This window comes from Cellulomonas sp. Root485, assembly GCF_001426705.1.
In the GTDB taxonomy this organism is placed as follows: Bacteria; Actinomycetota; Actinomycetes; order Actinomycetales; family Cellulomonadaceae; genus Cellulomonas.
The window spans coordinates 632,337-654,988 of record NZ_LMFC01000002.1 but is presented as its reverse complement, the minus strand read 5'-3'; the positions used below and the strand labels follow the sequence as shown (position 1 = coordinate 654,988).

General features: G+C 74.6%; 18 protein-coding genes. 10 read left to right on the top strand and 8 right to left on the bottom strand.

Going from position 1 to position 22,652, the window contains the following annotated elements; genetic code table 11:
- Positions 1-60 precede the first annotated feature (60 nt).
- The gene (locus ASD16_RS11655; RefSeq protein WP_055917080.1) at positions 61-303 is read left to right on the top strand and encodes a DUF2530 domain-containing protein; all 243 of its coding nucleotides are present in this window, start codon (positions 61-63) and stop codon (positions 301-303) included.
- Between the two features lie 10 nt (positions 304-313).
- Here ASD16_RS11655 and ASD16_RS11650 read toward each other — a convergent pair whose 3' ends face one another.
- Genes ASD16_RS11650 through ASD16_RS11635 form a run of 4 tightly spaced genes read right to left on the bottom strand, consistent with a single transcriptional unit; the run spans position 314 to position 5,589 of the window.
- Positions 314-1,054 (bottom strand): CAP domain-containing protein, encoded by a 741-nt coding sequence (locus ASD16_RS11650; RefSeq protein WP_157453902.1) that lies wholly within the window; start codon positions 1,052-1,054, stop codon positions 314-316.
- A gap of 10 nt (positions 1,055-1,064) precedes the next feature.
- Positions 1,065-4,088 (bottom strand): ATP-binding protein, encoded by a 3,024-nt coding sequence (locus tag ASD16_RS11645; protein WP_055917074.1) that lies wholly within the window; start codon positions 4,086-4,088, stop codon positions 1,065-1,067.
- On the bottom strand, positions 4,085-5,203 hold the full coding sequence (locus tag ASD16_RS11640; protein WP_082570791.1) for a DUF3027 domain-containing protein: 1,119 nt from the start codon (positions 5,201-5,203) through the stop codon (positions 4,085-4,087). The genes ASD16_RS11645 and ASD16_RS11640 overlap by 4 nt, the downstream gene beginning before the upstream one ends.
- 2 nt (positions 5,204-5,205) lie before the next feature.
- The gene (locus ASD16_RS11635) at positions 5,206-5,589 is read right to left on the bottom strand and encodes a cold-shock protein (RefSeq protein ID WP_055917071.1); all 384 of its coding nucleotides are present in this window, start codon (positions 5,587-5,589) and stop codon (positions 5,206-5,208) included.
- Positions 5,590-5,714: 125 nt separating this feature from the next.
- Between ASD16_RS11635 and ASD16_RS11630 the strand changes: the two genes are divergently transcribed.
- On the top strand, positions 5,715-6,056 hold the full coding sequence (locus tag ASD16_RS11630; protein ID WP_055918342.1) for a TraR/DksA C4-type zinc finger protein: 342 nt from the start codon (positions 5,715-5,717) through the stop codon (positions 6,054-6,056).
- Positions 6,057-6,058: 2 nt separating this feature from the next.
- Here ASD16_RS11630 and ASD16_RS11625 read toward each other — a convergent pair whose 3' ends face one another.
- Positions 6,059-7,279, bottom strand: a complete 1,221-nt coding sequence (locus ASD16_RS11625; RefSeq protein ID WP_082570790.1) for a M20 family metallopeptidase — start codon at positions 7,277-7,279, stop codon at positions 6,059-6,061.
- A gap of 51 nt (positions 7,280-7,330) precedes the next feature.
- Here ASD16_RS11625 and ASD16_RS11620 point away from each other — a divergent pair, with 51 nt between their 5' ends.
- The 3 genes from ASD16_RS11620 (at position 7,331) to ASD16_RS11610 (ending at position 12,077) form a co-directional block, all read left to right on the top strand.
- Entirely contained in the window at positions 7,331-7,909 is a 579-nt protein-coding gene (locus ASD16_RS11620) for a DUF6318 family protein (protein ID WP_157453901.1), read from the top strand.
- Between the two features lie 110 nt (positions 7,910-8,019).
- Positions 8,020-10,419, top strand: coding sequence for a helicase-associated domain-containing protein (locus ASD16_RS11615; protein ID WP_055917066.1), 2,400 nt, complete (start codon positions 8,020-8,022; stop codon positions 10,417-10,419).
- Positions 10,416-12,077: a DNA repair helicase XPB gene (locus ASD16_RS11610; protein WP_055917063.1), complete on the top strand. Its 1,662-nt coding sequence runs from the start codon at positions 10,416-10,418 to the stop codon at positions 12,075-12,077. Before ASD16_RS11615 ends, ASD16_RS11610 begins: the two co-directional genes overlap by 4 nt.
- Before the next feature lie 48 nt (positions 12,078-12,125).
- Here ASD16_RS11610 and ASD16_RS11605 read toward each other — a convergent pair whose 3' ends face one another.
- Complete coding sequence (locus ASD16_RS11605; protein WP_082570789.1) at positions 12,126-12,887, bottom strand: type 1 glutamine amidotransferase; 762 nt, start codon at positions 12,885-12,887, stop codon at positions 12,126-12,128.
- Positions 12,888-13,068: 181 nt separating this feature from the next.
- On the opposite strand from ASD16_RS11605, the gene ASD16_RS11600 reads away from it, so the two are divergent.
- The 5 genes from ASD16_RS11600 (at position 13,069) to ASD16_RS11580 (ending at position 16,905) form a co-directional block, all read left to right on the top strand.
- Positions 13,069-13,803, top strand: a complete 735-nt coding sequence (locus ASD16_RS11600) for a response regulator transcription factor (protein ID WP_055917059.1) — start codon at positions 13,069-13,071, stop codon at positions 13,801-13,803.
- Complete coding sequence (locus ASD16_RS11595; protein ID WP_082570788.1) at positions 13,800-15,314, top strand: cell wall metabolism sensor histidine kinase WalK; 1,515 nt, start codon at positions 13,800-13,802, stop codon at positions 15,312-15,314. The genes ASD16_RS11600 and ASD16_RS11595 overlap by 4 nt, the downstream gene beginning before the upstream one ends.
- Before the next feature lie 43 nt (positions 15,315-15,357).
- Positions 15,358-16,122, top strand: coding sequence for a hypothetical protein (locus ASD16_RS11590; protein WP_055917055.1), 765 nt, complete (start codon positions 15,358-15,360; stop codon positions 16,120-16,122).
- Positions 16,123-16,308: 186 nt separating this feature from the next.
- On the top strand, positions 16,309-16,599 hold the full coding sequence (locus ASD16_RS11585) for a WXG100 family type VII secretion target (protein WP_055917053.1): 291 nt from the start codon (positions 16,309-16,311) through the stop codon (positions 16,597-16,599).
- Positions 16,600-16,629: 30 nt separating this feature from the next.
- Positions 16,630-16,905 carry a DUF4031 domain-containing protein gene (locus tag ASD16_RS11580; protein ID WP_055917050.1) on the top strand — a complete coding sequence of 92 codons (276 nt, stop codon included), beginning with the start codon at positions 16,630-16,632 and terminating at the stop codon, positions 16,903-16,905.
- Positions 16,906-17,011: 106 nt separating this feature from the next.
- Here ASD16_RS11580 and atzF read toward each other — a convergent pair whose 3' ends face one another.
- Positions 17,012-18,892 (bottom strand): allophanate hydrolase, encoded by a 1,881-nt coding sequence (atzF, locus tag ASD16_RS11575; protein ID WP_235523253.1) that lies wholly within the window; start codon positions 18,890-18,892, stop codon positions 17,012-17,014.
- Positions 18,889-22,491: an urea carboxylase gene (gene uca, locus ASD16_RS11570; RefSeq protein ID WP_055917047.1), complete on the bottom strand. Its 3,603-nt coding sequence runs from the start codon at positions 22,489-22,491 to the stop codon at positions 18,889-18,891. Before uca ends, atzF begins: the two co-directional genes overlap by 4 nt.
- Between the last annotated feature and the right edge of the window lie 161 nt (positions 22,492-22,652).

Sequence of the window (22,652 nt, the reverse complement as noted above, 5' to 3'; positions counted from 1 at the left end):
TGTTTCGTGCGTCTGACGATGCGATAACGGTCTTCCACACCGGCCGACTAGGCTCTGCCGGTGCCCTCGCTGATCGCCCGGTTGCTGCACCCGACCCGGACCCCGCCGCCGCCGGTCGACGTCGACCTCGGACGGGTCATGCTCGTCGGTACGGGCGTCTGGGCGGTCGCGTTCGTCGTCGCCGTCGTGCTGGCGGGGAGCGACGAGGCGTCGTGGATGCCCGCGTGGGTGTGCGCGACCGGCGTGCTCCTGGGGCTCTTCGGTGTGCTGTGGGCCCGCCGGAACTCAGAACGCCGGCGCTGACGCGCGCCGCTCAGGCCACGAACACCTGAGCGCACAGGATGCCCCGAGGGCCCTCGGTGCAGCCGACACCGATGTGCGTGTACGTCGGGCTGAGGATGTTCGCGCGGTGGCCGTCGGACCCCATCCAGCCGGCGACGACGGCCAGGGCCGTCGGGTAGCCGAGGGCCAGGTTTTCGCCGACTGCCCGTGCGGCGCAGGCCTCGAGGATGGGCTCCAGCGGGTCGTGCTCGAACCGGTTCTCCGCGGCGAGCAACGCCGTGCGCGCGACCGCCTGCTGCGCGGCGCAGTCCGAGACGGCCAGGGCGGGCAGGCCGGCCGCGGCTCGCTCCTCGTTGGTGCGGGTGACGATCTGCTCGACCATCGTCGGCGCGGCGGGGACCGGGGCGGGGGCGGGTTCCGGAGCGGGCGCCGGGACGACCGGTGCTGCGGCCGCCGGGGTGTCGCTCGTCGGGGTGCCCGTGACCGGGGCCTCCGTGGCCGGGGTGTCCGTGGTCGGCGCCGCCGACTCAGCAGCCGGCGCGCGGCCTCCCGACCGGGAGACGGGGCCGCCGTCGCGCGGAGCCGCCAGCTCGAAGGCGTCGGGGATGTGGGGCTGGACGGTGGGCGAGGTCAGTGCGAACGGGACCGCGACCAGGGCCAACGTGCAGACCAGCGCCAGGGATGCCGTGCGGAGCCAGTGCCGCCGAGGCGTCGCCGACCGCAGCGCTCGCCGACTTGGGCGGCTGTCCGGGACGGCGGGGAACGGGTGCACCTCCGGGAGGTTATCCGCTTCCGGACAGATCGGACAGTCTCCCCTCCCGGCGACCCCCCTCGACCACGTCCAGGGCGATCTCCGCAGCGCGGTCCGGAGCCGTGAGCAGGACCTCGACCGCGTAGCGCAGGTCCCACCGGTCGGCCGCCTGCGCGAGACCCGCCGCGAGGCCCGCGAGGTGGACCGCGTGCACGACCGAGTCCTCGACCCACCAGTCGACGGGGGCCCCGTCCACCAGCAGGTCGTCGTGCTGCACCCAGGTGTCCGGTGCGTCGGGGAGCAGCGTCCGCACGTCGGCGGGGACGTCGTCGACCTCGCCGCCCGACGTCACCGCGCCGTCGGCCAGGTCGCCGGCGAACGGCAGGTCGAGCAGGGCGGCGGTCGCCTCCGTGCCCGGCACCAGGGCCGCCACGTCGGTGCGCTGGTACCACATCGGGTGGTCGGCGACGGCGGCGTCCTCGGCGTGCACGACGGCCACGCGGCCGGGTCCGACGACCGCGGGCAGCCGCTCCGGGGGCTCGTCGGGAGCCATCGACCGCCACACGGCGACGGCGAGCTCGGGGTCGACCGGGACGCCGATCGGCCCCCAGGCGTCGAGCAGGTGCGTCCACCCGGCACCGTCGAGCTCCTCGAGCGAGGCCACGCCGCCGAGCGCCCGCTGCACCGAGGCGTCCAGGTGGGCGACGGCGTCCGGCGCGGCGGGCAGCAGCGCGCTCAGACGGTCCCCGACGGCGAACGGCCGCCCGAGACCCAGCTCGGACCGTTCCCGCAGCCACCACGACGTGTACGACGGCGCCAGGGCCGACGACTCACCGCGCACCGGGTCGACGAGCGCCCGGCGCAGCGCCGGCTCCCCCGCGATGCGTCCGAGCACCCGCGGCCACGCCTCCGGGTCGACGGCGTCCAGGTCGGCGACCGCCACCGCCTCCCCCACGTACGCCCCGCGACCGAGCCGCTCCCCCAGGTGGCTGAGGTAGTCGTCCCAGCCGTCCAGCGACTGCGCGGCCAGGGTCGGGGAGTCCGTCGCGCCGTCCCGCAGCGAGGCAGGGTCGGCGAGGACGTCCGGGACACGGACCAGGACCAGGTCGGCGCGGACCCCGACCGCGGTGAGCACCTGCGCGCCCCAGCGGTCCACCGCGTCCGCCGACACGGTGCCCAGGACGCGGTCGTCGAGCAGCTGCGCCGCGGGAGAGCCGGGCAGGACGAGGCTGTCCGCGGGGGTGCGGTCACCGTCCGCGGCGGGGAGCGGGAGCAGACCGAGCCATGGCAGCGCGTCGCTGGGCAGGGTGGCGCCCTCCGTCGCGCCGACGAGGGCGAGGACCGTGTCGACGACGTCGTCGGCCTCGCTCTCGTCGTCGGAGAGCTCCACGACGGCCTGGCGGACCGTGTCGTGCGTGAGCAGGCCCAGGGCGTCGGGCGCCTGCGCGCCGAGCCGCTCCAGCACGGGGTGCGCCGCCGCGGGGTCGACCACGCGGACGCCCCAGCGGCCCAGCGTCTCCAGGGCGCGCTCGCCGAGGCGCTCCACGAGCCCGGGGTCGAGCACGACGGTGCCCCGGGCGCCCCGCACCACGCGGCCGTCGGCCAGCGGCACCGGAACAGCGCCCAGGGCCTCGCGGGACTGCGGGTCGTCGGCGAGGAGCGCGAGGGCCTCGTACAGGTCGACCCAGCCGCCGTCGCTCGCGGCCGGCAGGTCCTCGACGACGTCCGCCAGCGAGCGGATCTCCACGCCGACCGCCCGCGCCTGCGACTCGCGCCCGGTCGGCAGGACGACGAGCGCCGCCACCCGGCGACCCAGCGCGGCCAGGGCGCCCGGGTCGTGCACCGACGAGCCCGCCAGGGCCACGGCCCGCTCGGGGACGACGAGCCCGCCGTCGTCGACGGGCGCTGCAGGGACGAGCAGCGGCGTGCGCGTCAGGCGGTCGACGATGCGGTCCCGCAGGGCGGCGTCGAGAGCGCCCGCGGCGAGGCCCGTCGGGACCAGAGCGAGGGCGTCGTGCCCGGCGGCCGCGCGGCCGTGCGCCAGGCGCGCGTACACGTCGGCGGCATGGTCGAGGACGGCCTCGGTGAGCGCGCCCTGCGCGACGTGGCGGCGGGACGGGTCCAGCGGGAACGTCGCGACGAGCAGCGCGGGCACCGTGCAGGGCTCGTCGGTCGGCGTCGGCGCGTGCACCACCTGCTCCGCGCGAGCGAGCTCCACCCGGGGGAGCGCCCACGTGACCCGCCACGCCCGGGCCGAACGCTCCTCCACCGGGCGGTCGGCCATCAGGGCCAGGGGCAGCTCACCCTCCCCCGTCGCGACGGTCCAGCGCTCCGCGACGTCCGCCAGCCGCCGGACCGGGCCGGTGTCGTCGTCGACCACGATCTCGACCAGGCCCGGCAGCGCCAGCAGCAGCGGGTCGCCCACGTCGTGCAGGAGCGAGCGCACCTCGTCGGCCGCGACCTCGTCCCGCAGCTCCAGGACCACCGCGGTGTCGTAGCCGGTCGGCGGGGTGCCCTCGGCGGGGAACGGGAGCCGGAGCGCCGGCAGGGAACGGTCGCGGCGGCGCACCTCGTCCGCCAGCGCCAGGTTGTCCTGCGCCGACTCCGCGAGCAGCTCCGCCGTGTCGGCCACGCTGAACCGCAAGCCGCCCGTGGTGGACAGCACCGAGATCTCGTCGGACACCGACCTGACCGCGGCGAACCCCACGCCGAACCGGCCGACCGCCCGGGCGTCGTCGCGCTTGGCCGACGCCCGCATCGACACCAGCGACCCGACGCCGTCCGCGTCGAGGGGTGCACCCGTGTTCGCGGCGACCAGCACCAGCCGGTCGCCCTCCGTGCGTGCCAGCCGCAGGAGCAGCCGACCCGGCACCCCCGCGCGCGTGGCCGCGTCGGCGGCGTTCTGTGCGAGCTCGACGACCACGCGGTCGCGGTAGTAGCCGCGGGCGTGGTCCTCCTCCGTGTTGGCGTCCTCCCGCAGCCTCGCCGGGGAGACCCGCCACGCCCCCAGGACGGCCGCGCGCAGGGCGGCCGTCCCGAAGGCGTCGGCGGTCACGGCTCCGGGTCGGGGCGGGCCGGGGACTCCTCGGCGGAGTCGGGAGGGGTCGTGTCGTCCGGTGCGTCGAGGTCCGGGGCGTCGGTCGACTCCGGGGACTCGACCGACGCGTCGTCGGGACCGGCGTCGTCCGTCGGAACCTCGACGGGCACGGTCTCCTCGGGCTGAGCCTCGTCGGTGACGACCTCGTCGGTCGCCGCCTCGTCGGTCGGGGCCTCGTCGACCGGAGCCTCATCGGTCGCGACCTCGTCGGTCGCGACCTCGTCCGTCGGGGCCTCGTCGGTAACGACCTCGTCGGTCGCGACCTCGTCCGTCGGCGTCTCGACGGTCGGAGCGGCCTCCGGCTCGTCCGGCGCCGCGGGCTGAGCCAGCTGGACCAGTTCGAGGCTCAGTTCGTCGATCAACGGGTCGGGAGCGGGCCAGTCGGTCGGCGGGGCCTCCGCGTCGGTCTCGGAGTGGGCGCCGCAGCCGTGGTCGACGCTGACGACGACACCGTCGTCGGGCGACCACTGGTTGGTGCAGACACCGAAGACCTGGCCCAGCGACCCCTGCAGCGGCACCAGGAACCCGCAGCTGCCGCACGCGGCGGCCGAGGCGAGCGAGCCGGCGCTCGTCGGACCGTGCGGGCCGCGGTACCAGCGCTCGGCGGCCTCGTCGCGACCCTCCGGCGACAGCACCCGCACGCGGGCCAGGGCGAGCTCGTCGATCGCGACGTCGTCCAGCTCGGGGTCCCCCGTCGGGGTCCAGCCGGGCTCGAGACGCGGGTCGTCGGCCTTGAACGGCAGGACGTCGCCGGGGCCGATGTCGCCGGGGCGGATGCGCTCCGACCACGGCAGCCACGCCTGCCCGAGCACCGCGTCGGGGCCGGGCAGCAGCTCGGCCTCGCAGACGGTGGCGGTCCGGCCGCGCGGCACGCGGGCGACCGTGACGGTCCACTCCCAGCCGCGGTAGCCGCGGGCGGCGGACGCGAACCGGTGGGACACCAGCCGCTCGCCCTCGACGACCATGCCGAGGTACTCGCCGACGTCGGAGGGGTCCTCGGCCAGGCCGACCGCGACCTCACGGGCCAGGTCGACGGCCGATCCGAGGACCGCGTCCTTGGTTGCTGCAGGCATGCTCAGGCCTCGATGTCGTCCGCGACGGCTCGCAGCAGGGCGGCGTACTGAACCCCACGAGCCTTCTCGGGGTAGCGGCCACGACGCAGGTCGTTGCCGACGCGGTCGAGGACCTTGATGAGGTCCTCGATGATGACGGCCATGTCGTCGGCGGGCTTGCGCGACGCCTTCGCGACAGAGGGCACGGGGTCCAGCAGCTTGACCGACAGGGCCTGCGGACCGCGCCGGCCGTCGGCGACGCCGTAGTCGACCTTGGCGCCGGGCTTCGGCGCGTTGACGCCCTCGGGCAGTGCCGACGCGTGCAGGAAGACCTCGCCGCCGTCGTCGCCGGCGATGAACCCGAAGCCGCGCTCGGTGTCGAACCACTTGACCTTGCCGGTAGGCACGGTGAACCCCGTTCATGAGAAGAAGACGTACTGGCCACAAGGTTACCGGCCACGGCCCGCGAAAATCCCCGCAGGGCTCGGACCGCGTCCGGAAGGCTCACCGACGGTTCGGCGTTGTGCTGGTCATGACCGCGACCACGGACGCCCGCTCCCGCCTCGAGGACCTGCGCACGCAGACCCTCGAGCGCCTGGCCGCCCTGCAGGGCGAGCACCGTGCGGTCGTCGACGCGTCCCGCGACAGCAACGCCGACGACGAGCACGACCCCGAGGGGGCGACGATCGCGTTCGAACGGGCCCAGGTGGACGCCCTGGTCCGCGACGCGGAGGCGCGGCTCGAGTCGGTCGACGACGCGCTGGCCCGGATCGAGGACGGCACCTACGGGATCTGCACCCGGTGCGGCGAGCCGATCGCGGCCGGCCGGCTCGAGGCGCGCCCCACCGCCACGACCTGCGTCGGCTGCGCGTAGACCTACCCGCCCTCGGCCAGGCGGTCCATCGCCAGCGCCGTGAGGACCGCCGGTCCGACGGCGAGCGACTCCTCCGCGAACCGGGCCTGGGCGGAGTGGTTGTACGCGGCGGTCGCGGGGTCCTCGCCGACGGGGGTCGCGCCGAGGCCGAAGTACGTGCCGGGCACCTGCTGCAGCACGTAGGAGAAGTCCTCGGCACCGGACAGCGGCTGAGGGGCGGTCAGGTACGCCTGCTCGCCGAGCATCTCGCGGACCAGGCCGGACAGGCGGTCCACCTCGGCGGGCGTGTTCGACGTGACCGGGTACCCGCGCCGGTAGTCGACGGTCGCGGTGAGACCGTGTGCGGCGGCGATGCCGTCGACCACACGGGTGAACCGCTCGGGGACCAGCGCGTGCGTCGCCTCGGAGAACGAGCGGACGGTCGCCTCCAGCACGGCGGTCGCGGGGATGACGTTGTTCGTCGTGCCGGCCGCGATCCTGCCGACCGTGACGACGACCGGGTCGAACACGTCGAACTGGCGCGTGACCATCGCCTGCAGCGCGAGGACGATCTCGGCGGCGACGGGCACGGGGTCCGCAGCGAGGTGCGGCATCGACCCGTGGCCGCCGCGGCCCTGGACGGTGACGACCACCGAGTCGGCGGCGGCCAGCATGGTGCCGGCCTTCGAGGCGACCAGGCCGGTCGGCAGCACGGACGACATCACGTGCAGGCCGTACGCGGCGACGACGCGCGAGCCTGCCGCGTCGAGCACGCCCTCGTCGATCATCAGGCGCGCCCCGTGGTCGCCCTCCTCCCCGGGCTGGAACATGAGGACGACGTCGCCCGCGAGCTGGTCGCGACGGTCCGCCAGGAGCCGTGCCGCGCCGACGAGCCCGGCGACGTGCAGGTCGTGGCCGCACGCGTGCATGACGCCGTCACGCTCGGAGGCGAACGGCTCGCCGGAGTCCTCGGTGACGGGGAGGGCGTCCATGTCCCCGCGCAGCAGGACGGCCGGGCCGGGGCGACCGCCGCGCAGCACCGCGACCACCGAGCTCAGCCCGGAGCCCGTGCGGACCTCGAGGTCGAGCGGTGCGATCGCGTCCAGCACGAGCTGCTGGGTGACGGGCAGGTCGAGACCGATCTCCGGGGTGCGGTGCAGGGCACGGCGCAGCTCGACGAGCGAGGGCAGCTGCGCGGCGGCGTCGGAGCGCAGGGCGGCGAGGGTCTCGGGCGAGAGTGGCACGTGTCGAGACTGCCAGACGCCCGCGGGCCGGGCGCCACTACGCTCGCGGCCATGCTTTCGCACCGCGTGCTCACGCTCCCGTTCGCCGTCGGGCTCGCCGTCGCGACCATCGCAGGCTGCGGAGGCTCGACGCCTGCTGAGCCGACCCCCACCCCGACCGTGGCCACGTCGGTCGCGCCGACGGCGACCGAGACCGCCAGCCCTGAGACGACCGAGACACCGGCCGCGCCGACGGACGGCTCGTCACCGACCGCTCCGGCAGCCCTGGACCAGACCGCGAGCGTCGAGGGCGCCCAGGACGTCGCGCGCTACCTCATGGAGCTCTACCCGTACGTGCTCAGGACCGGGGACGTCGCGCCGTGGACGGCCCTCAGCAGCCCCGCCTGCACCACCTGCGGGGCTGTGGCCGACGGGGCCGCCAACCCGGACCCGGCGTCGAAGCAGGCCGTCGACATCCGGACGGTCACCGCCACCGAGGACGCACCGGGCACCTTCACGGTGACCATGGACATGTACGAGACGCCGCGGGTGGCGCCGGACATCGTGCACTTCATCGTGACCCTCGTCCTCGTGCACGACGGTCAGGCCTGGCAGGTGCAGAGCGTGGACCCGGCCCGCCAGGAGTCGTGATCGGCCCTCGACGGTCTGAGACCGTCGAGGAGGCACACCGCGCACCGCCCGCCGTTACTGGTCAGTAGCCAAGCCCCCGTCGACGCCCTGCGCCGCGTAAGGTTGTGCGGATGCCCACGTTCACCGGTTACCTGCGCGAACGCAGCGACGACGAGCTCGTCGCGCTCCTGCGCAGCCGACCGGACCTGGCGTCCCCGTCTCCCGCGACCCTCTCGTCCCTCGCGGTCCGCGCGACCAGCCGGTCCAGCCTGGAACGGGCGCTCGCAGGCGTCGATGCCAGCGTGCTAGAGGTGATCGAGGCGGTCGTGGCACTCTCCGACCCCGGCCCGGTCACCGCGGCAGACCTCCCCGCGGCGGTCGGCGCGACGGACGAGACCGGCGCCCGGCTGGTCGAGCGGGCGCTGCGGCTCGCCGTGATCGGCACCCTGGTCTACCCGGACTCCGACGCCCCGGACGCCCCGCTCCAGCCGTCACCCGGCCTCGCCGAGATCCTCGGCCCCTACCCGGCGGGCCTGGCGTCGGCCGACGCGGGCATCCGCCGCGGCACCCCGGCGGAGCCCGTCGACCTCGACGACCTGCCGACGCTCCTGGGGACCGCACCCGCGGGTGCACGCCCGGTGCTGGACGCCCTGCTGTGGGGTCCGCCGATCGGGCTGGCGCCGTCCAACAGCACCGCGGCCGCCGCGGCCGTCGACTGGCTGCTCCGTCGCCACCTGCTCCTGCCCGGGGACTCGCGCCACGTCGTCCTGCCCCGCGAGGTCGCCCTCGCCCTGCGCGGAGGTCGCACGCACGCGGCCCCGGCATTCCCACCGCAGCTCCCGGACGACCTCCCGCACCGGAGCCACACGCTGGTCGCCGCCGAGTCGGCCGCCGCGGGCGAGCGGATCGTGCTCCTCGTCGCCCGGCTGGTCCGCCTCTGGGAGCAGGCACCGCCCGGTGTGCTGCGCGGCGGCGGCCTGGGCGTGCGCGAGCTGCGGCGCGTGGCGTCCCACCTGGAGACGGACGAGGCGGAGGCCGCCTTCGTCATCGAGCTCGCGGGCGCCGCGGCCTTCGTCGCCGACGACGGCGAGGACAACCCGTCGTTCGCGCCGACGGTCGCGGTCGACGAGTGGGCGGTTCGCGACGTGCCCGACCGCTGGGCCGCCCTGGCCCGCACGTGGCGCTCGACCCTGCGCACGCCGTGGCTCGTCGGCAGCAGGGACGACCGCGGCGGGGTGCGGGCCGCGCTCGACCCCGAGCTGCAGCGGACCTGGGCGCCGCGGCTGCGGCGTGCCGTGCTCGATGTGCTCGCGGACACCCCGCCGGGGACCGCGATGGACGCCGCGCACGTCGTCGCCGTCCTGCGCTGGCGGACCCCGCGGTCCGTGCCGCCGCCCGCCGCGGTCCACGCGATGCTCGTCGAGGCCGGCCGCCTGGGCATCCTCGGCGCGGGTGCCCTGTCCGACGCGGGCCGCGCGCTGCTCCTGGAGACGGCTCCGCTGGTCGGCGCCGCGGACCCCGCGGACGCGCTCGCCGCGGCCCTACCCCCCGCCGTCGACGAGATCCTCCTGCAGGGTGACCTCACCGGTGTCGTCCCGGGACGGCCCAGCCCCGAGCTGGAGGACCTCCTGGACCGCACGGCCCACGTCGAGTCCCGCGGCGGCGCGCTGACCGTCCGGTTCACCCCGGAGTCCGTCCGCCGCGCCCTGGACGCCGGAGCCACCGCCGACGGGCTGATCGCCGAGCTGGCCGCCCACGCCCGGGCGGGCGTGCCGCAGCCGCTGGAGTACCTGGTCCGGGACGCCGCACGACGCCACGGTCGCCTCCGGGTCGGGTCCGCCGCGGGCTACGTCCGGGCCGACGACCCCTCGCTGCTGGCCGGTCTGGCGGAGGACCCGCGACTGGCGTCGCTCGGCCTGATCCGCCTGGCGCCGACCGTCCTGGCGGCGCAGGCACCGGCCCGCGAGCTGGTCGAAGCCCTGCGGGCCCACGGTCTGGCGCCCGTCGCCGAAGGGCCGGACGGGCAGGTCGTGCACGTGGTGTCGGCGATCCGTCGCGTCGGCCGCCGCGCCACCGCGGGCGCCCGCCGTCGGGCGTCGGACGCTGCGCCCACGAGCGCCCGGGAGACTCTCACCGACGACCGGCTGCTCGCCCTGGTGCCACAGCTGCGGCGGGCCGAGGCCGAGCGCAAGGCCGACGAGGCCGAGCGCGTGCCGGGCACGATCCTTCCCGCACCGGCACGTCGCCCGCCGGCCCCCGCGAGCGCACCCGCACCGGGTGCGGGAACAGCCGACCCCGTCGACGCGTTGGTGCTCCTGCGTGAGGCGGCGGCCGAGAAGGCCGAGGTGTGGGTCGAGCTGGTCGGCTCCCACGGCGTCCCGCAGCGGCGGCTGCTGCGACCCCTGCGGGTCGAGGGCGGCCGGCTGCGGGCCATCGATACCGCTCGTGAGTCCGAGCTGACGGTGGCGGTGCACCGCATCGCGACCGTCACCCGCGCGACACCGTCAGACGAGCAACAGGAGACTTCGTGACCAACGGCCCCCTCATCGTGCAGAGCGACAAGACGCTCCTGCTCGAGGTCGACCACGACCAGGCGGAGGCCTGCCGTCGCGCGATCGCCCCGTTCGCGGAGCTGGAGCGCGCCCCCGAGCACGTGCACACGTACCGGCTGACGCCGCTGGGCCTGTGGAACGCGCGCGCCGCTGGCCACGACGCCGAGCAGGTGGTCGACGTCCTGCTCCAGTACTCGCGCTACCCCGTGCCGCACGCGCTGCTGGTCGACGTCGCCGACACGATGTCCCGCTACGGCCGGCTGCAGCTCATCCAGGACCCGGTGCACGGCCTGGTCCTGCACGCCCTGGACCCGGCGGTGCTGGTCGAGGTGGTCCGCTCCAAGCGCACCGCCGGCCTGCTCGGTGCCCGCATCGACGCGACCGACGTGATCGTGCACCCGTCCGAGCGCGGCCATCTCAAGCAGGTGCTGCTCAAGCTCGGCTGGCCGGCGGAGGACCTCGCCGGCTACGTCAACGGCGAGGCGCACCAGATCGACCTGCTCGAGGACGGGTGGGCGCTGCGCCCGTACCAGCAGCAGGCCGTCGACGGCTTCTTCCACGGCGGCTCGGGCGTCGTCGTGCTCCCCTGTGGCGCCGGCAAGACGCTGGTCGGCGCGGGGGCCATGGCCCGCTCGTCGACGACGACCCTCATCCTGGTGACCAACACCGTCAGCGCCCGGCAGTGGCGCGACGAGCTGGTCAAGCGCACGTCGCTCACCGAGGACGAGATCGGCGAGTACTCCGGCGCGCGCAAGGAGATCCGCCCGGTCACCATCGCGACGTACCAGGTGCTCACGACGAAGCGGAAGGGCGTGTACACGCACCTCGAGCTGCTCGACGCCCGCGACTGGGGCCTCGTGGTCTACGACGAGGTCCACCTGCTCCCGGCGCCGATCTTCCGGATGACCGCGGACCTGCAGGCGCGTCGCAGGCTCGGCCTGACCGCGACCCTGGTGCGCGAGGACGGCCGCGAGGACGAGGTGTTCAGCCTCATCGGGCCCAAGCGATTCGACGCCCCCTGGAAGGACATCGAGGCGCAGGGCTACATCGCGCCCGCCGACTGCGTCGAGGTCCGCCTCACGCTGCCCGACGCCGACCGCATGGCCTACGCGACCGCGGAGCCGGAGGAGAAGTACCGGCTCGCCGCCACCGCCCGCGGGAAGAACCGGGTGGTGGAGCAGCTCGTCGCCAAGCACGAGGGCGACCCGACGCTGGTGATCGGGCAGTACCTGGACCAGCTCCACACGCTCGCGGAGCACCTGGACGCCGACCTCATCACCGGCGAGACCACCGTGCACGAGCGCCAGCGGCTGTTCGACGCGTTCCGGGCCGGCGACATCACCAAGCTCGTCGTCAGCAAGGTCGCCAACTTCTCGATCGACCTGCCCGAGGCGTCCGTCGCCATCCAGGTGTCCGGCTCGTTCGGGTCCCGCCAGGAGGAGGCGCAGCGGCTCGGCCGGATCATGCGCCCCAAGGGCGACGGTCGGACCGCGCACTTCTACACCGTCGTCGCCCGCGACACCGTCGACCAGGACTTCGCCGCCCACCGGCAGCGCTTCCTCGCCGAGCAGGGGTACGCGTACTCGATCGTGGACGCGGAGGACCTGGGGCTCGACCCCGCGAGCGAGCCCTCGTAGGCATGACGAGAGCGCCCGACCCGTGGGGTCGGGCGCTCTCGTGTGTCGTCAGACGGAGACGGCCTCGGGCTCGTCGGCGCTCGCACGCACGTGGGCCGCGAACGACTCGGCCAGCGCGCGACCCACGGCCTCGACCTCGTCCTGCCGAGCGACGTAGGCGGCCAGCACGACGTCGGTGTCGACGTCGTCGTGGCTGTCGGCCCAGCCGCGCAGGGTGTCCGCGCCGGCCTCGGGGTGGAACTGCACGCCCCACGCGGATCCGATGCGGAACGCCTGGTACGGGTACATGGCCGACGACGCCAGCCAGACCGCGCCGCGGGGCAGGTCGACGACGGCGTCCGCGTGCATGCTCGGCTGCGGGGTGCTGTGGCGACTGTCCGCGAGCGCCGCGACGGCGCCGACGACGGCGTCACCGGCGGCCTCGGGGCGCCAGCGCACGTCGACGATCCCGGACTCGCGCCCGGGAGGGGCCGCCACCTGCACGCGGCCGCCACGCGCTGCGGCGAGCAGCTGGGCGCCGAGGCAGATGCCGAGCGTGGGGACGCCCTGGGTGCTGGCGTCGGCGAGCAGCTCGCGCAGCTCCGGCAGCCACGGGGCGGTCGCGTCGTCATAGGCCGACATGTGCCCGCCGAGGACGACGAGGCCGTCGCCGACCTCGCCCGCGACGGGAACGCTCTCACCGGCGAACGCCGCGACGATGCGCAGCTCGACGTCGCCGAGCCACTCGCCGAAGCGGTCGAGGGGGACGTCGGGAGAGCTCTGGATGACGGTGACGACCGGGCGACGGTCGCCGTGCAGGGGGGTGGTCACGCGGAGACGGTACCCCCGTCGGATGGTCCGATCACAGGGAACGGATGACCCATCTGTCCCCTTGCAGGTCAGTCGTCCATATTCGCGGGCAGGTGAATTCTGTCACGCGTGCGCGTCATGACCGGCTCGACGTCCGGCGTTCACCCAGCGAACTCCCAGTCTCCAGGTGGAGACTCGACCCATGTCGACTTCCCACCCGTCCGGCACGCCCGAGGCGCGTCTGCTCGTCGTCGACGACGAGCCGAACATCCGCGAGCTGCTGGCGACCTCCCTGCGGTTCGCCGGCTTCGAGGTCTACGCCGCCGCCGACGGGAGCTCCGCGCTGCGACTCGCCCGCGAGGTCGAGCCGGACCTCGTGGTGCTCGACGTGATGCTCCCCGACATGGACGGGTTCACCGTCACCCGCCGGCTGCGGGAGAAGGGCCAGCACGTCCCCGTGCTCTTCCTCACCGCGCGCGACGACACCGCCGACAAGGTCCAGGGCCTGACCGTCGGCGGCGACGACTACGTCACCAAGCCGTTCAGCCTGGAGGAGGTCGTCGCCCGGATCCGCGCGGTCCTGCGCCGCACCCGGCCGGGTCTCGACGACGACACCAGCGTGCTGCGGTACGCCGACCTCGAGCTCGACGAGGACTCCCACGAGGTGGTCCGCGCCGGGCATCCCGTCGACCTGTCCCCCACCGAGTTCAAGCTCCTGCGCTACCTCATGCTCAACCCCGGCCGCGTGCTGTCGAAGTCGCAGATCCTCGACCACGTCTGGCAGTACGACTGGGGCGGCGACGCGAACATCGTCGAGTCCTACATCTCCTACCTGCGGCGCAAGATCGACCAGCTCGACGACGCCGACGGCAGGCGCCTGCCCGCGCTCATCCACACCAAGCGCGGGGTGGGGTACCTGCTGCGCGAGTCGTCGTGACGGCTGAGGTCGCGGTCGACGAGGACTCTCCGCCCGCCCCTCCTCGGCGCCTCGGCCCGTTGCGGGGCTGGTGGGCGGGCACGACGCTCGTCTCCCGGCTCGTCGGCATCGTCACCGTCCTGCTGGCCGTCGGCCTCGTGCTGGCGGGCGCCACCAGCGCCGCGCTGCTCGGTGGCACGCTCGTCGGGCAGGTCGACAACAAGCTGCGGACCGAGAGCGAGGAGCTGGCCCAGAACACGGTGCAGTCGCTCAGCCGCGGCTTCGGCAGCAGCATGACGCCCAGCGACTACTACGTCCGCGTCGAGGTCGGGAACGTCGACGACGCCAGCATCTCGCCGTCCGCGGCCGCCCGCTACGGCACCCCGACCGTCCCGGACCTGACCACCGCGCAGCTCGAGGCCAACGAGGGCGAGCCGTTCACGGTCGACTCCACGCGGGCCGGCTCCTCCTGGCGAGCCGTCGCCTACCCGATCTACACCTCGGACGGCACACCTGCAGGCTCCATCGTCGTGGCCCTGCCGCTGGGCGACATCGAGCGCACGGTCCGGCACATGAGCCTCGTCCTGCTGCTCACCGGGCTCGGCATCGTGCTCCTCGGCGCAGCAGCCGGCACGTGGGCGGTCCGCCGGTCCCTCAAGCCGCTGCGCGAGATCGAGACCACCGCCGCCGCGATCGCCGCCGGCGACCTGTCCCAGCGCGTGCCCGCCGCGTCCGAGCACACCGAGGTCGGCCGCCTCTCCGCCGCGCTCAACGGGATGCTCGCGCAGATCGAGCAGGCGTTCGGCGCGCAGACCGCGTCCGAGGCACGCATGCGACGGTTCGTCGCCGACGCCTCCCACGAGCTGCGCACCCCCCTGGCCACCATCCGCGGCTACGGCGAGCTGTACCGGATGGGCGCTCTGACCACGACCGACCAGGTTGACGACACCATGCGCCGCATCGAGCAGTCCGCGACCCGCATGGGTGCGCTCGTCGAGGACCTGCTCGCGCTGGCCCGGCTCGACGAGGGCCGCCCGATGCGCACCGGCCCCGTCGACCTCACCGTGCTCGCCGCGGACGCCGTCAGCGACCTGCACGCCCTCGACCCCGCCCGTCCCACCCGGCTGGTCCCGCTCCAGGACGGCGCGCAGGCCGGTCCGTGTGTCGTCGTCGGCGAGGAGTCGCGGCTGCGTCAGGTGCTCGCGAACCTCGTCGGGAACGTCGTCCAGCACACCCCGCCCGGCACGCCCGTCGAGATCGCCGTCGGCCTCCTGCCGAGCGGCGAGGGCGCGATCGAGGTGCGCGACCACGGACCCGGCATCGACCCGGAGCACGCCACGCGTGTGTTCGAGCGGTTCTACCGCGTCGATGCCAGCCGCGGCCGCGACTCCGGCGGGGCGGGCCTGGGCATGGCGATCGTCGCCGCGATCGTCGCCGCGCACGACGGCTCGGTGCGGCTGGCACAGACACCGGGAGGTGGGACGACCGTCCAGATCGCGCTCCCCGTTCCGGCCCACGACCCTCAGGTGTGAGGGCTAACATGGCGGGTTCCTGCCGTCGGAGTAAGGCTGATCCATGGGCGTCCATGACGCACCGCAGTGGTTGTTGTCCGCGTTCGTACGCAGCGCCGTCGGGGCCGGTGCCACCGCCCCCACCGAGCAGATCCGCGACGCCGGTCAGGCGCTCGTGGACCGCTGGGGCTCGCCCGGCCGGTCGTTCCACAACCTGAAGCACCTGGTCGACGTGCTCATCCGCGTCGACGAGCTGGTCGAGGAGACCCACCAGCCCGACGTCGTACGGCTCGCCGCCTGGTACCACGGCGCGATCTTCGACGCCGCCGACCGCAAGGCGTACGCCAACCGCGGCGGCGAGGACGAGATAGCCAGCGCGCGCCTGGCCTTCGACGAGCTGATCGCCCTCGGCGTCCCCGAGGCCCGCGCCCAGCGCGTGCACGACCTCGTCGTCGCCCTCGTCCGGCACGCCCCGAACCCCGCGGACTTCGACTGCGCGGTCCTGTGCGACGCCGACCTGGCGATGCTCGCCACCGAGCCGCAGAAGTACAAGGCGTACGTGCAGGACATCCGCGCCGAGTACTCGCACCTGCCGCTCGAGGACTACGTGCGCGCGCGCGTCCGCATCATCCACAAGCTCCTCGCCCGGCCCTCGCTCTTCGTCAGCCCTCTCGGGTCGGCCTGGGAGGAGCCTGCGCGGCAGAACCTGTCGGGCGAGCTGCAGCGGCTGGAGAAGGAGCTGCGCGGGATCGATGCCGCCGCCTCCGAGGCCGCCGCCCACACCGGGCACGGGACCGCAGACGAGGGCTCGAACGCCGCTCGCACCTGACGTTCCTGTCGCCGCCGCCCCGCCGTCCTGTGTGCGGGTGGGCCTGTTTCTCGTCGAGCCGCCCACAGCCCGCGCATCCGCGCACGTCTCCCCCGACCGCGCCGACGGGCCGATGTCGCGCCGTCGACGCTTCTAGCGTCCCGTGGCATGAGCCGGGAACGCCCGGCCCTCACCGATGGAGGTCCGATGACCAGGTACGAGGTCGACAGCGCGCAGGTCGCGACGGCGGCGGCGAGCGTGCAGGCGCGCGCCGGGACGATCCGCAGCGAGGTCGCGGCGATGCACCGGCAGCTGGCCGAGCTGCAGGGGTCGTGGCGCGGTGCGGCTGCCACGGCGTTCACCGGGGTGCTGGCCGACTGGACGGCCACCGAGACGCGTCTGGACGCGTCGCTCGAGCAGATCGTCGCGGCGATGCAGTCGGCGGCCCGCACGTACGCCGAGGCCGAGTCGCAGGCGTCGCGCCTGTTCACCGTGTAGCCAACGCGGGGACGCGCCTACGCTCGGGCGGTGACCGTGCTCGTGGACCCTCCGATGTGGCCGAACCACGGCATGCTCTGGGGGCACCTGGTCAGCGACTCGTCGCTGGAGGAGCTGCACGCGTTCGCCGCCCGGGCGGGCATCCCCGAGCGCGGGTTCGACCGGGACCACTACGACGTGCCGGACCAGCGGATCGAGGAGCTGGTCGCACTCGGCGCGGAGCTGGTCAGTGCCAAGGAGCTGATCCGTCGGCTGCGGGCGTCGGGCCTGCGGGTGCCGGCACGGGATCGCGTGAGGCGCCGGTAGCGGCGCGGGCCGCAGGCCCCGGGGTCGGGTGCCACCGCGGACCGGACCCAGCCCGTGCCGCGGCTCGCGGCTCGGTCGCCTGCACGGGCCTCATCCGGACCCGCGGTCAGAGCCCCTGCCGCAGCGCCGCTACCCAGCCGCCGCTCGACGTGATGTCGGCTCCGGCGGACCCGGACTCGGCCGTGCAGCCGAAGCCGACCACCCAGGTGCCGTCCGCGAGCTCGACCTGGCCCAGTGACATCGGGGCGGGCAGGTCGGCGAGCATCGTGCCGAGCGCTCCGGGCGAGAGCCGCCAGACCTCCCCCGCGATCGGCGCACCCGCACCCGGGCCGGCTCGCACCAGACCCGGCTTGCGGGGCTGGGTGTCGAGCGCGACCAGGCGGTAGGCGTCGGAGGTACGGACCTCGCGGAGGAACCGGGCGCCGAGCTCGTCGAGCTGGCCGTTGAGGGGTTGGCCGCGCAGGTGGGCACCGACCACGAGGACGTCGACGCCGGTCTCGACGAGCAGCGGGGCCGCATCGCTCCTGTCGGCCGGCTTGCCCGCCGGGGCGGACGTGTCGTCGGCACTCGGCAGCAGGCGGGCTGCCAGGTCGAGGGCGAGCTGGTCGTCGAACGCGCGGGACAGGACGGTGATCCCGAATGGTCCGCCGTCGGCCTCCCCCGCGGGGATCGCGACGGCCGCCATGTCGAGGAGGTTCACGAAGTTCGTGTACGTGCCCAGACGGCGGTTGATGGCGAGGGGGTCGGCCTGCACCGCAGCGATCGTCGGGTGCTCGGTGGTGGTCGGCAGCAGGAGCAGGTCGCAGCCGGCCAGGACCTGCTCGGCCTCGACCTTGGCGACGGCCAGCCGGGCGCGGTCCGCGACGTAGGCGTGCGCGGGCGTGTCGCGGCCGGACAGGATGATCGACAGCACGGTCGGGTCGGCGTCGGGGGCACCGGCGAGGAACGGCCCGACGGCCTCGTACCGCTCGGCGACGATCGCGCCGTCGTAGAGCAGGCGCGCGGCCGAGAGCATGCCGCTGATGTCGACGGTCCTGATCTGCGCGCCCGTCGCGCGGACGGAGGACACCGCCGCGTCGAACGCGGCCCGCCAGCCGGGCGACAACGGCGCGAGGTCCTCGTCCCGCGGCACCGCGACGACCGGGGCGGACCGCAGGCCGAGGCGCACGTCGACCGGCCACGACCGGCGTGCGGGGTCGGTCGGGTCCGCGCCGATCATCGTCCGGGTGGCGACGACGCCGAGGTCGAGGTCGCGGGTGAACGTGGTGACGACGTCGTAGTTGCGGCACGCCGGGACGACGCCGGTGGTCGGCACGAGGCCGAGCGTGGTCTTGATGCCGACCAGTCCGCCGAACGCCGCGGGCACGCGCCCGGAACCGGCGGTGTCGGTGCCGAGGCCGATGTCCGCGATGCCGAGCGCCACCGCGACCGCCGACCCGGAGCTTGACCCGCCGGAGACGCGGTCCGGGAGCGTGGCGTGCCGGACGGCACCGAACGGGCTGCGGACGCCGACGAGCCCCGTCGCGAACTGGTCGAGGTTGGTCTTGCCGAGGACGACCGCACCCGCGTCGACCAGCGCCTGGACGGCCGGTGCGGTCGCGGGTGCCTGACCCGGTCGGCCCGCGGGGTCCGTCGCGAAGGAGGGGCACGCGGCGGTCGTCGGCAGGCCGGCGACGTCGATGTTGTCCTTCACGGCGAGCGTGAGCCCCGCCAGCGGCAGCACCGCACCGTCCGCGAGCCGGGCGTCGACGGCCCGGGCTGCGGCGATCGCCGAGGACTCGGGCAGGAGGGAGATCCACACCTCGGGTCGGTCGACCTCGGCGATCCGCGCGTAGGCGCGACGCACGCGGCTCTCCGCGACACCGACGGAGGCGGGCGACGGAGCACCGGCCACGAGGTCGTCGCCCGCGTCGGACGTCGTCGGGATCATCGCCTCACCGGTCACACCGTCCGTGCTGGTCACGTCGCTCATCGTCGTCCGCGTCATGCGCCCACCGCCAGGATCGCCAGCGGCGCGCCGGGCGCGACGTGCTGCCCGGGTTCGACGAGGACCTTCAGCACCGTCCCGTCGGCGGGTGCCTGGACACCAAGCTCGAGCTTCATGGCCTCGAGCGCGATCAGCAGGTCGCCCTCACGGACCTGCTCGCCTGCCTGCGCCTCGATCCGCCAGACGCTGCCGACCATCGGCGCCTCGACGAGGATGCAGCCGTCGAGCAGCTCGATCTCGCCTGGGCCGGCGCCGAGGTCTCCCGTGTGGGCGGGTTCCTCCTCGGTGGCGTCGAACTCGCCCGCGAGCTCCCACGCGGCGCGCTCGTCGGCGAAGGCGGCGGCCTGCCGGAACTGGAACTCGGCGATGTCGTCGGCGTGCTCGGCCAGCAGCTCGAGGTGCTCGCGGTAGGAGAACGTGCCGTGCTCGACCTCGACGTCCAGGCGTCCGGACGCGAACGCGTCGCGCTGGGCGAGCAGCTCGTCGGCGGCGACCGGGTGCCAGACGACACGGTCGAAGAACCGGAGCAGCCAGGGCTTGCCGGGTTCGAACACCCCGCGCTGCCGGTGCCCGGACCAGATGGGCACGGTTCGGCCGACCAGCTGGTAGCCACCGGGCGAGTCCATGCCGTAGACACACAGGTACTGGCCGCCGAGGCCGACGGTGTCCGCGGCGGTCCAGGTGCGCGCCGGGTTGTACTTGGTGGTCATGAGGCGGTGCCGGGGGTCGAGCGGGACGGCCAGCGGGGCGCCGAGGTAGACGTCGCCGAGGCCGAGCACCAGGTACTCGGCGGCCATCATCGTGTCGAACACGTCGTCGGTGGACGGCAGGCCGTTGATGCGCCGGACGAACTCGATGTTCGACGGCAGCCAGGGCGCGTCCGGGCGGACACCGGCCTGGTAGCGCGCGACAGCCTCGGCGATCACCGGGTCGTCGAACGACAGCGGCAGGTGGATGCGACGGCTGGGCACCACGAGGTCCTCGGTCGCGGGCAGCGACGCCTCGAGCCCGACCAGGACGTCGACGAGAGCGCGCACCGAGATGACCGACGGGTCGACGTGCACGTGCAGGCTGCGGACGCCGGGCGTGATGTCGATGACGCCCGGTGTGCCCTTGAGCGCCTCGCCCAGGGCATGCACTCGCATGCGCAGGCCGAGGTCCAGCACCATCGGGCCGTACTCGACGAGCACGTTGTCGTCGCCGCCGCGCAGGTAGACGACGTCGGGGGTGCCGGCGACCCGGGCCAGCACGCCGTCGTCACCGTCGGGACCGGTCGCGACGTCCGGGCCGAGGTGCGCGGACGCGCGCAGGGCGTCGTCGGTGCGCAGGGCGTCCGCGGTCGCGTCCGGCACCGGCACCAGCCGGACCGTGTCGCCGGGGCGGATCTGGCCCATCTTCCAGCGGTGGCCGACGACGACCGTCAGCGGGCAGGCGAAGCCGCCGAGGCTCGGGCCGTCGGGACCCAGCAGGATCGGGGTGTCTCCGGAGACGTTCAGCGCGCCGACCGAGTACGGGTTGTCGTGCAGGTTCGACGGGTGCAGGCCCGCCTCGCCCCCGTCGGGCCGCGCCCACTGCGGCTTCGGCCCGGTCAGCCGGATGCCGGTGCGGTTGGCGTGGGTCTGCACCTGCCACGTGGAGGCGTAGAACATCTCCATGTCCGCCGGCGTGAAGTACGAGGGTGCCGGCTGCGGTCCCTCCTGGACCGCAACCTCCCACTCGTGCACCAGCTGCGGCCGGACCTCCTCGGGTACCGCGACCGGTGGCGGGCCGAGCGGGATCCCGGGCACGAGGGTGTCGCCGACGACGAGCGCGCGGCCGGTGTACCCGCCGAAGCCGCCCATCGAGAAGGTCGACGCCGACCCGAGGTACAGCGGCACGTCGAGCCCGCCGCGCAGCAGGACGTAGGTGCGCAGGCCGGCGTCGTGCGGAGCGCCCACGTCGAGCACGCCGCCGGCGGGTACCGTCACGGGCTCCCACTGCGGCACCGGCGACCCGTCGACGGTCACCGGCGCCGGCGCACCCGTCACGCAGACGACGGTCTCGTGGCTGAACCGCAGGCGCGGTCCGGTCAGCGTGCACTCCAGCCCGGGCGCACCGTCGGCGTTGCCCAGCGCGCTGTTGCCGAGCCGGAACGAGAGGTCGTCCATCGGCCCCGACGGGGAGATGCCGACGTCCCAGTACCCGAGCCGTCCCGGCCAGTCCTGCACGGTGGTCATCACGCCGGGACGCACGACGTCGATGTAGGGCTCGTCGTCGGTGACGCCCGCGAGCGTCCCGGTGGTGTGCGTCGCGGCGAGCACGTCCGGCAGGGCGACGGCCACGCGCAGCAGCGGGAGGTTCGTCTGCACCCCCGTGAACCGGGTGGCGGCGAGCGCGCGACGCGACGCCGCGAACGCCTCGGTGCGGCCGGCCGCGTGCACGATGACCTTGGCGAGCATCGGGTCGTAGTGGCTGGTCACCTGCTGCCCGGTCTCGGCCCAGGCGTCGATCCGGACCGACGGGTCCTCGGGGTAGACGACCTCCGTGAGCAGGCCGGCACTGGGCTGGTAGTCCTTGCGGGGGTCCTCGGCGTAGACGCGGACCTCGACGGCGTGCCCCTCGATCGCCGGTCCCTCGTCGGGCACCTCGTCCAGGAACGACGAGTCGCCCTGCGCCAGCTGCAGCATCCACGCGACCAGGTCGACGCGCGTCACGGCCTCGGTCACCGGGTGCTCGACCTGCAGTCGGGTGTTGACCTCGAGGAACGACGCCTCGCCGCGGTCGACGTCGTACACGTACTCGACGGTGCCCGCGGACCGGTAGGACACCGACGCGGTGAGCGCCCGGGCGGACTCGTGCAGCATCGCGCGGACCTCGTCGGGAAGTGCGGGCGCCGGGGCCTCCTCGACCACCTTCTGGTTGCGCCGCTGCAACGAGCAGTCGCGGTCCCCCAGGCTCACCACCCGGCCGGCCCCGTCGCCGAACACCTGCACCTCCAGGTGCCGCGCCCGGGACACGAACCGCTCCAGGAACACCCCGGCGCTGCCGAAGCTCGCCGCCGCGAGGCGCTGCACGCGGTCGAACGCTGCCACCAGCTGGTCGGCGTCGGCACACGCCTGCATGCCGATGCCCCCACCACCGCCGACAGCCTTGACCATGACGGGGTAGCCGACGACGGACGCCGCTGCGAGCGCCTCGTCGACCGACCCCAGCAGCCCGCTGCCGGCGACCAGCGGGACACCCGCCGCCTGCGCCGCCTCGCGTGCCTGGTGCTTGTCGCCGAACACCGACAGGTGCGCCGCCGTCGGGCCGACGAACGCGATGCCGGCCGCCTCGACCTCGCGGGCGAACTGCGCGTTCTCCGAGAGGAACCCGTACCCGGGGTGGATCGCGCCGGCGCCGGTCTCGGCGGCCGCGTGGAGCACGAGCTCGGGCCGCAGGTAGCTCTCGCTCGCGGCGGCGGGGCCGAGGCGCACCGCCACGTCGGCGAGCCGCACGTGCGGGGCCGCCGCGTCCGCGTCGGAGTACACCGCCACGGTCTTGAGGCCGAGGTCGCGCGCGGTGCGCAGGATGCGGACGGCGATCTCGCCGCGGTTGGCCACGAGCAGGGTGTCGAACACGGCGTCCCCCGGATGCGGTCGTGCGTGGGCCGGGCTCGTCCGTGGGGCGCCCGGCGCGGGATGTATACACCCCGGTATCCGGCACGCTACGGAGACCGTGTTTCCCGCCCCGCGCCCTCGCGTAAACGGTGCGTTACGCCTACCACCCCAACGTCCGCACT

Coding starts and splice junctions, on each gene's coding strand:
- ASD16_RS11640 (WP_082570791.1), bottom strand. CDS start 5,203: ATGCCTGCAGCAACCAAGGACGCGGTCCTCGGATCGGCCGTCGACCTG.
- ASD16_RS11630 (WP_055918342.1), top strand. CDS start 5,715: ATGACCGCGACCACGGACGCCCGCTCCCGCCTCGAGGACCTGCGCACG.
- ASD16_RS11620 (WP_157453901.1), top strand. CDS start 7,331: ATGCTTTCGCACCGCGTGCTCACGCTCCCGTTCGCCGTCGGGCTCGCC.
- ASD16_RS11615 (WP_055917066.1), top strand. CDS start 8,020: ATGCCCACGTTCACCGGTTACCTGCGCGAACGCAGCGACGACGAGCTC.
- ASD16_RS11600 (WP_055917059.1), top strand. CDS start 13,069: ATGTCGACTTCCCACCCGTCCGGCACGCCCGAGGCGCGTCTGCTCGTC.
- ASD16_RS11590 (WP_055917055.1), top strand. CDS start 15,358: ATGGGCGTCCATGACGCACCGCAGTGGTTGTTGTCCGCGTTCGTACGC.
- ASD16_RS11585 (WP_055917053.1), top strand. CDS start 16,309: ATGACCAGGTACGAGGTCGACAGCGCGCAGGTCGCGACGGCGGCGGCG.
- atzF (WP_235523253.1), bottom strand. CDS start 18,892: ATGACGCGGACGACGATGAGCGACGTGACCAGCACGGACGGTGTGACC.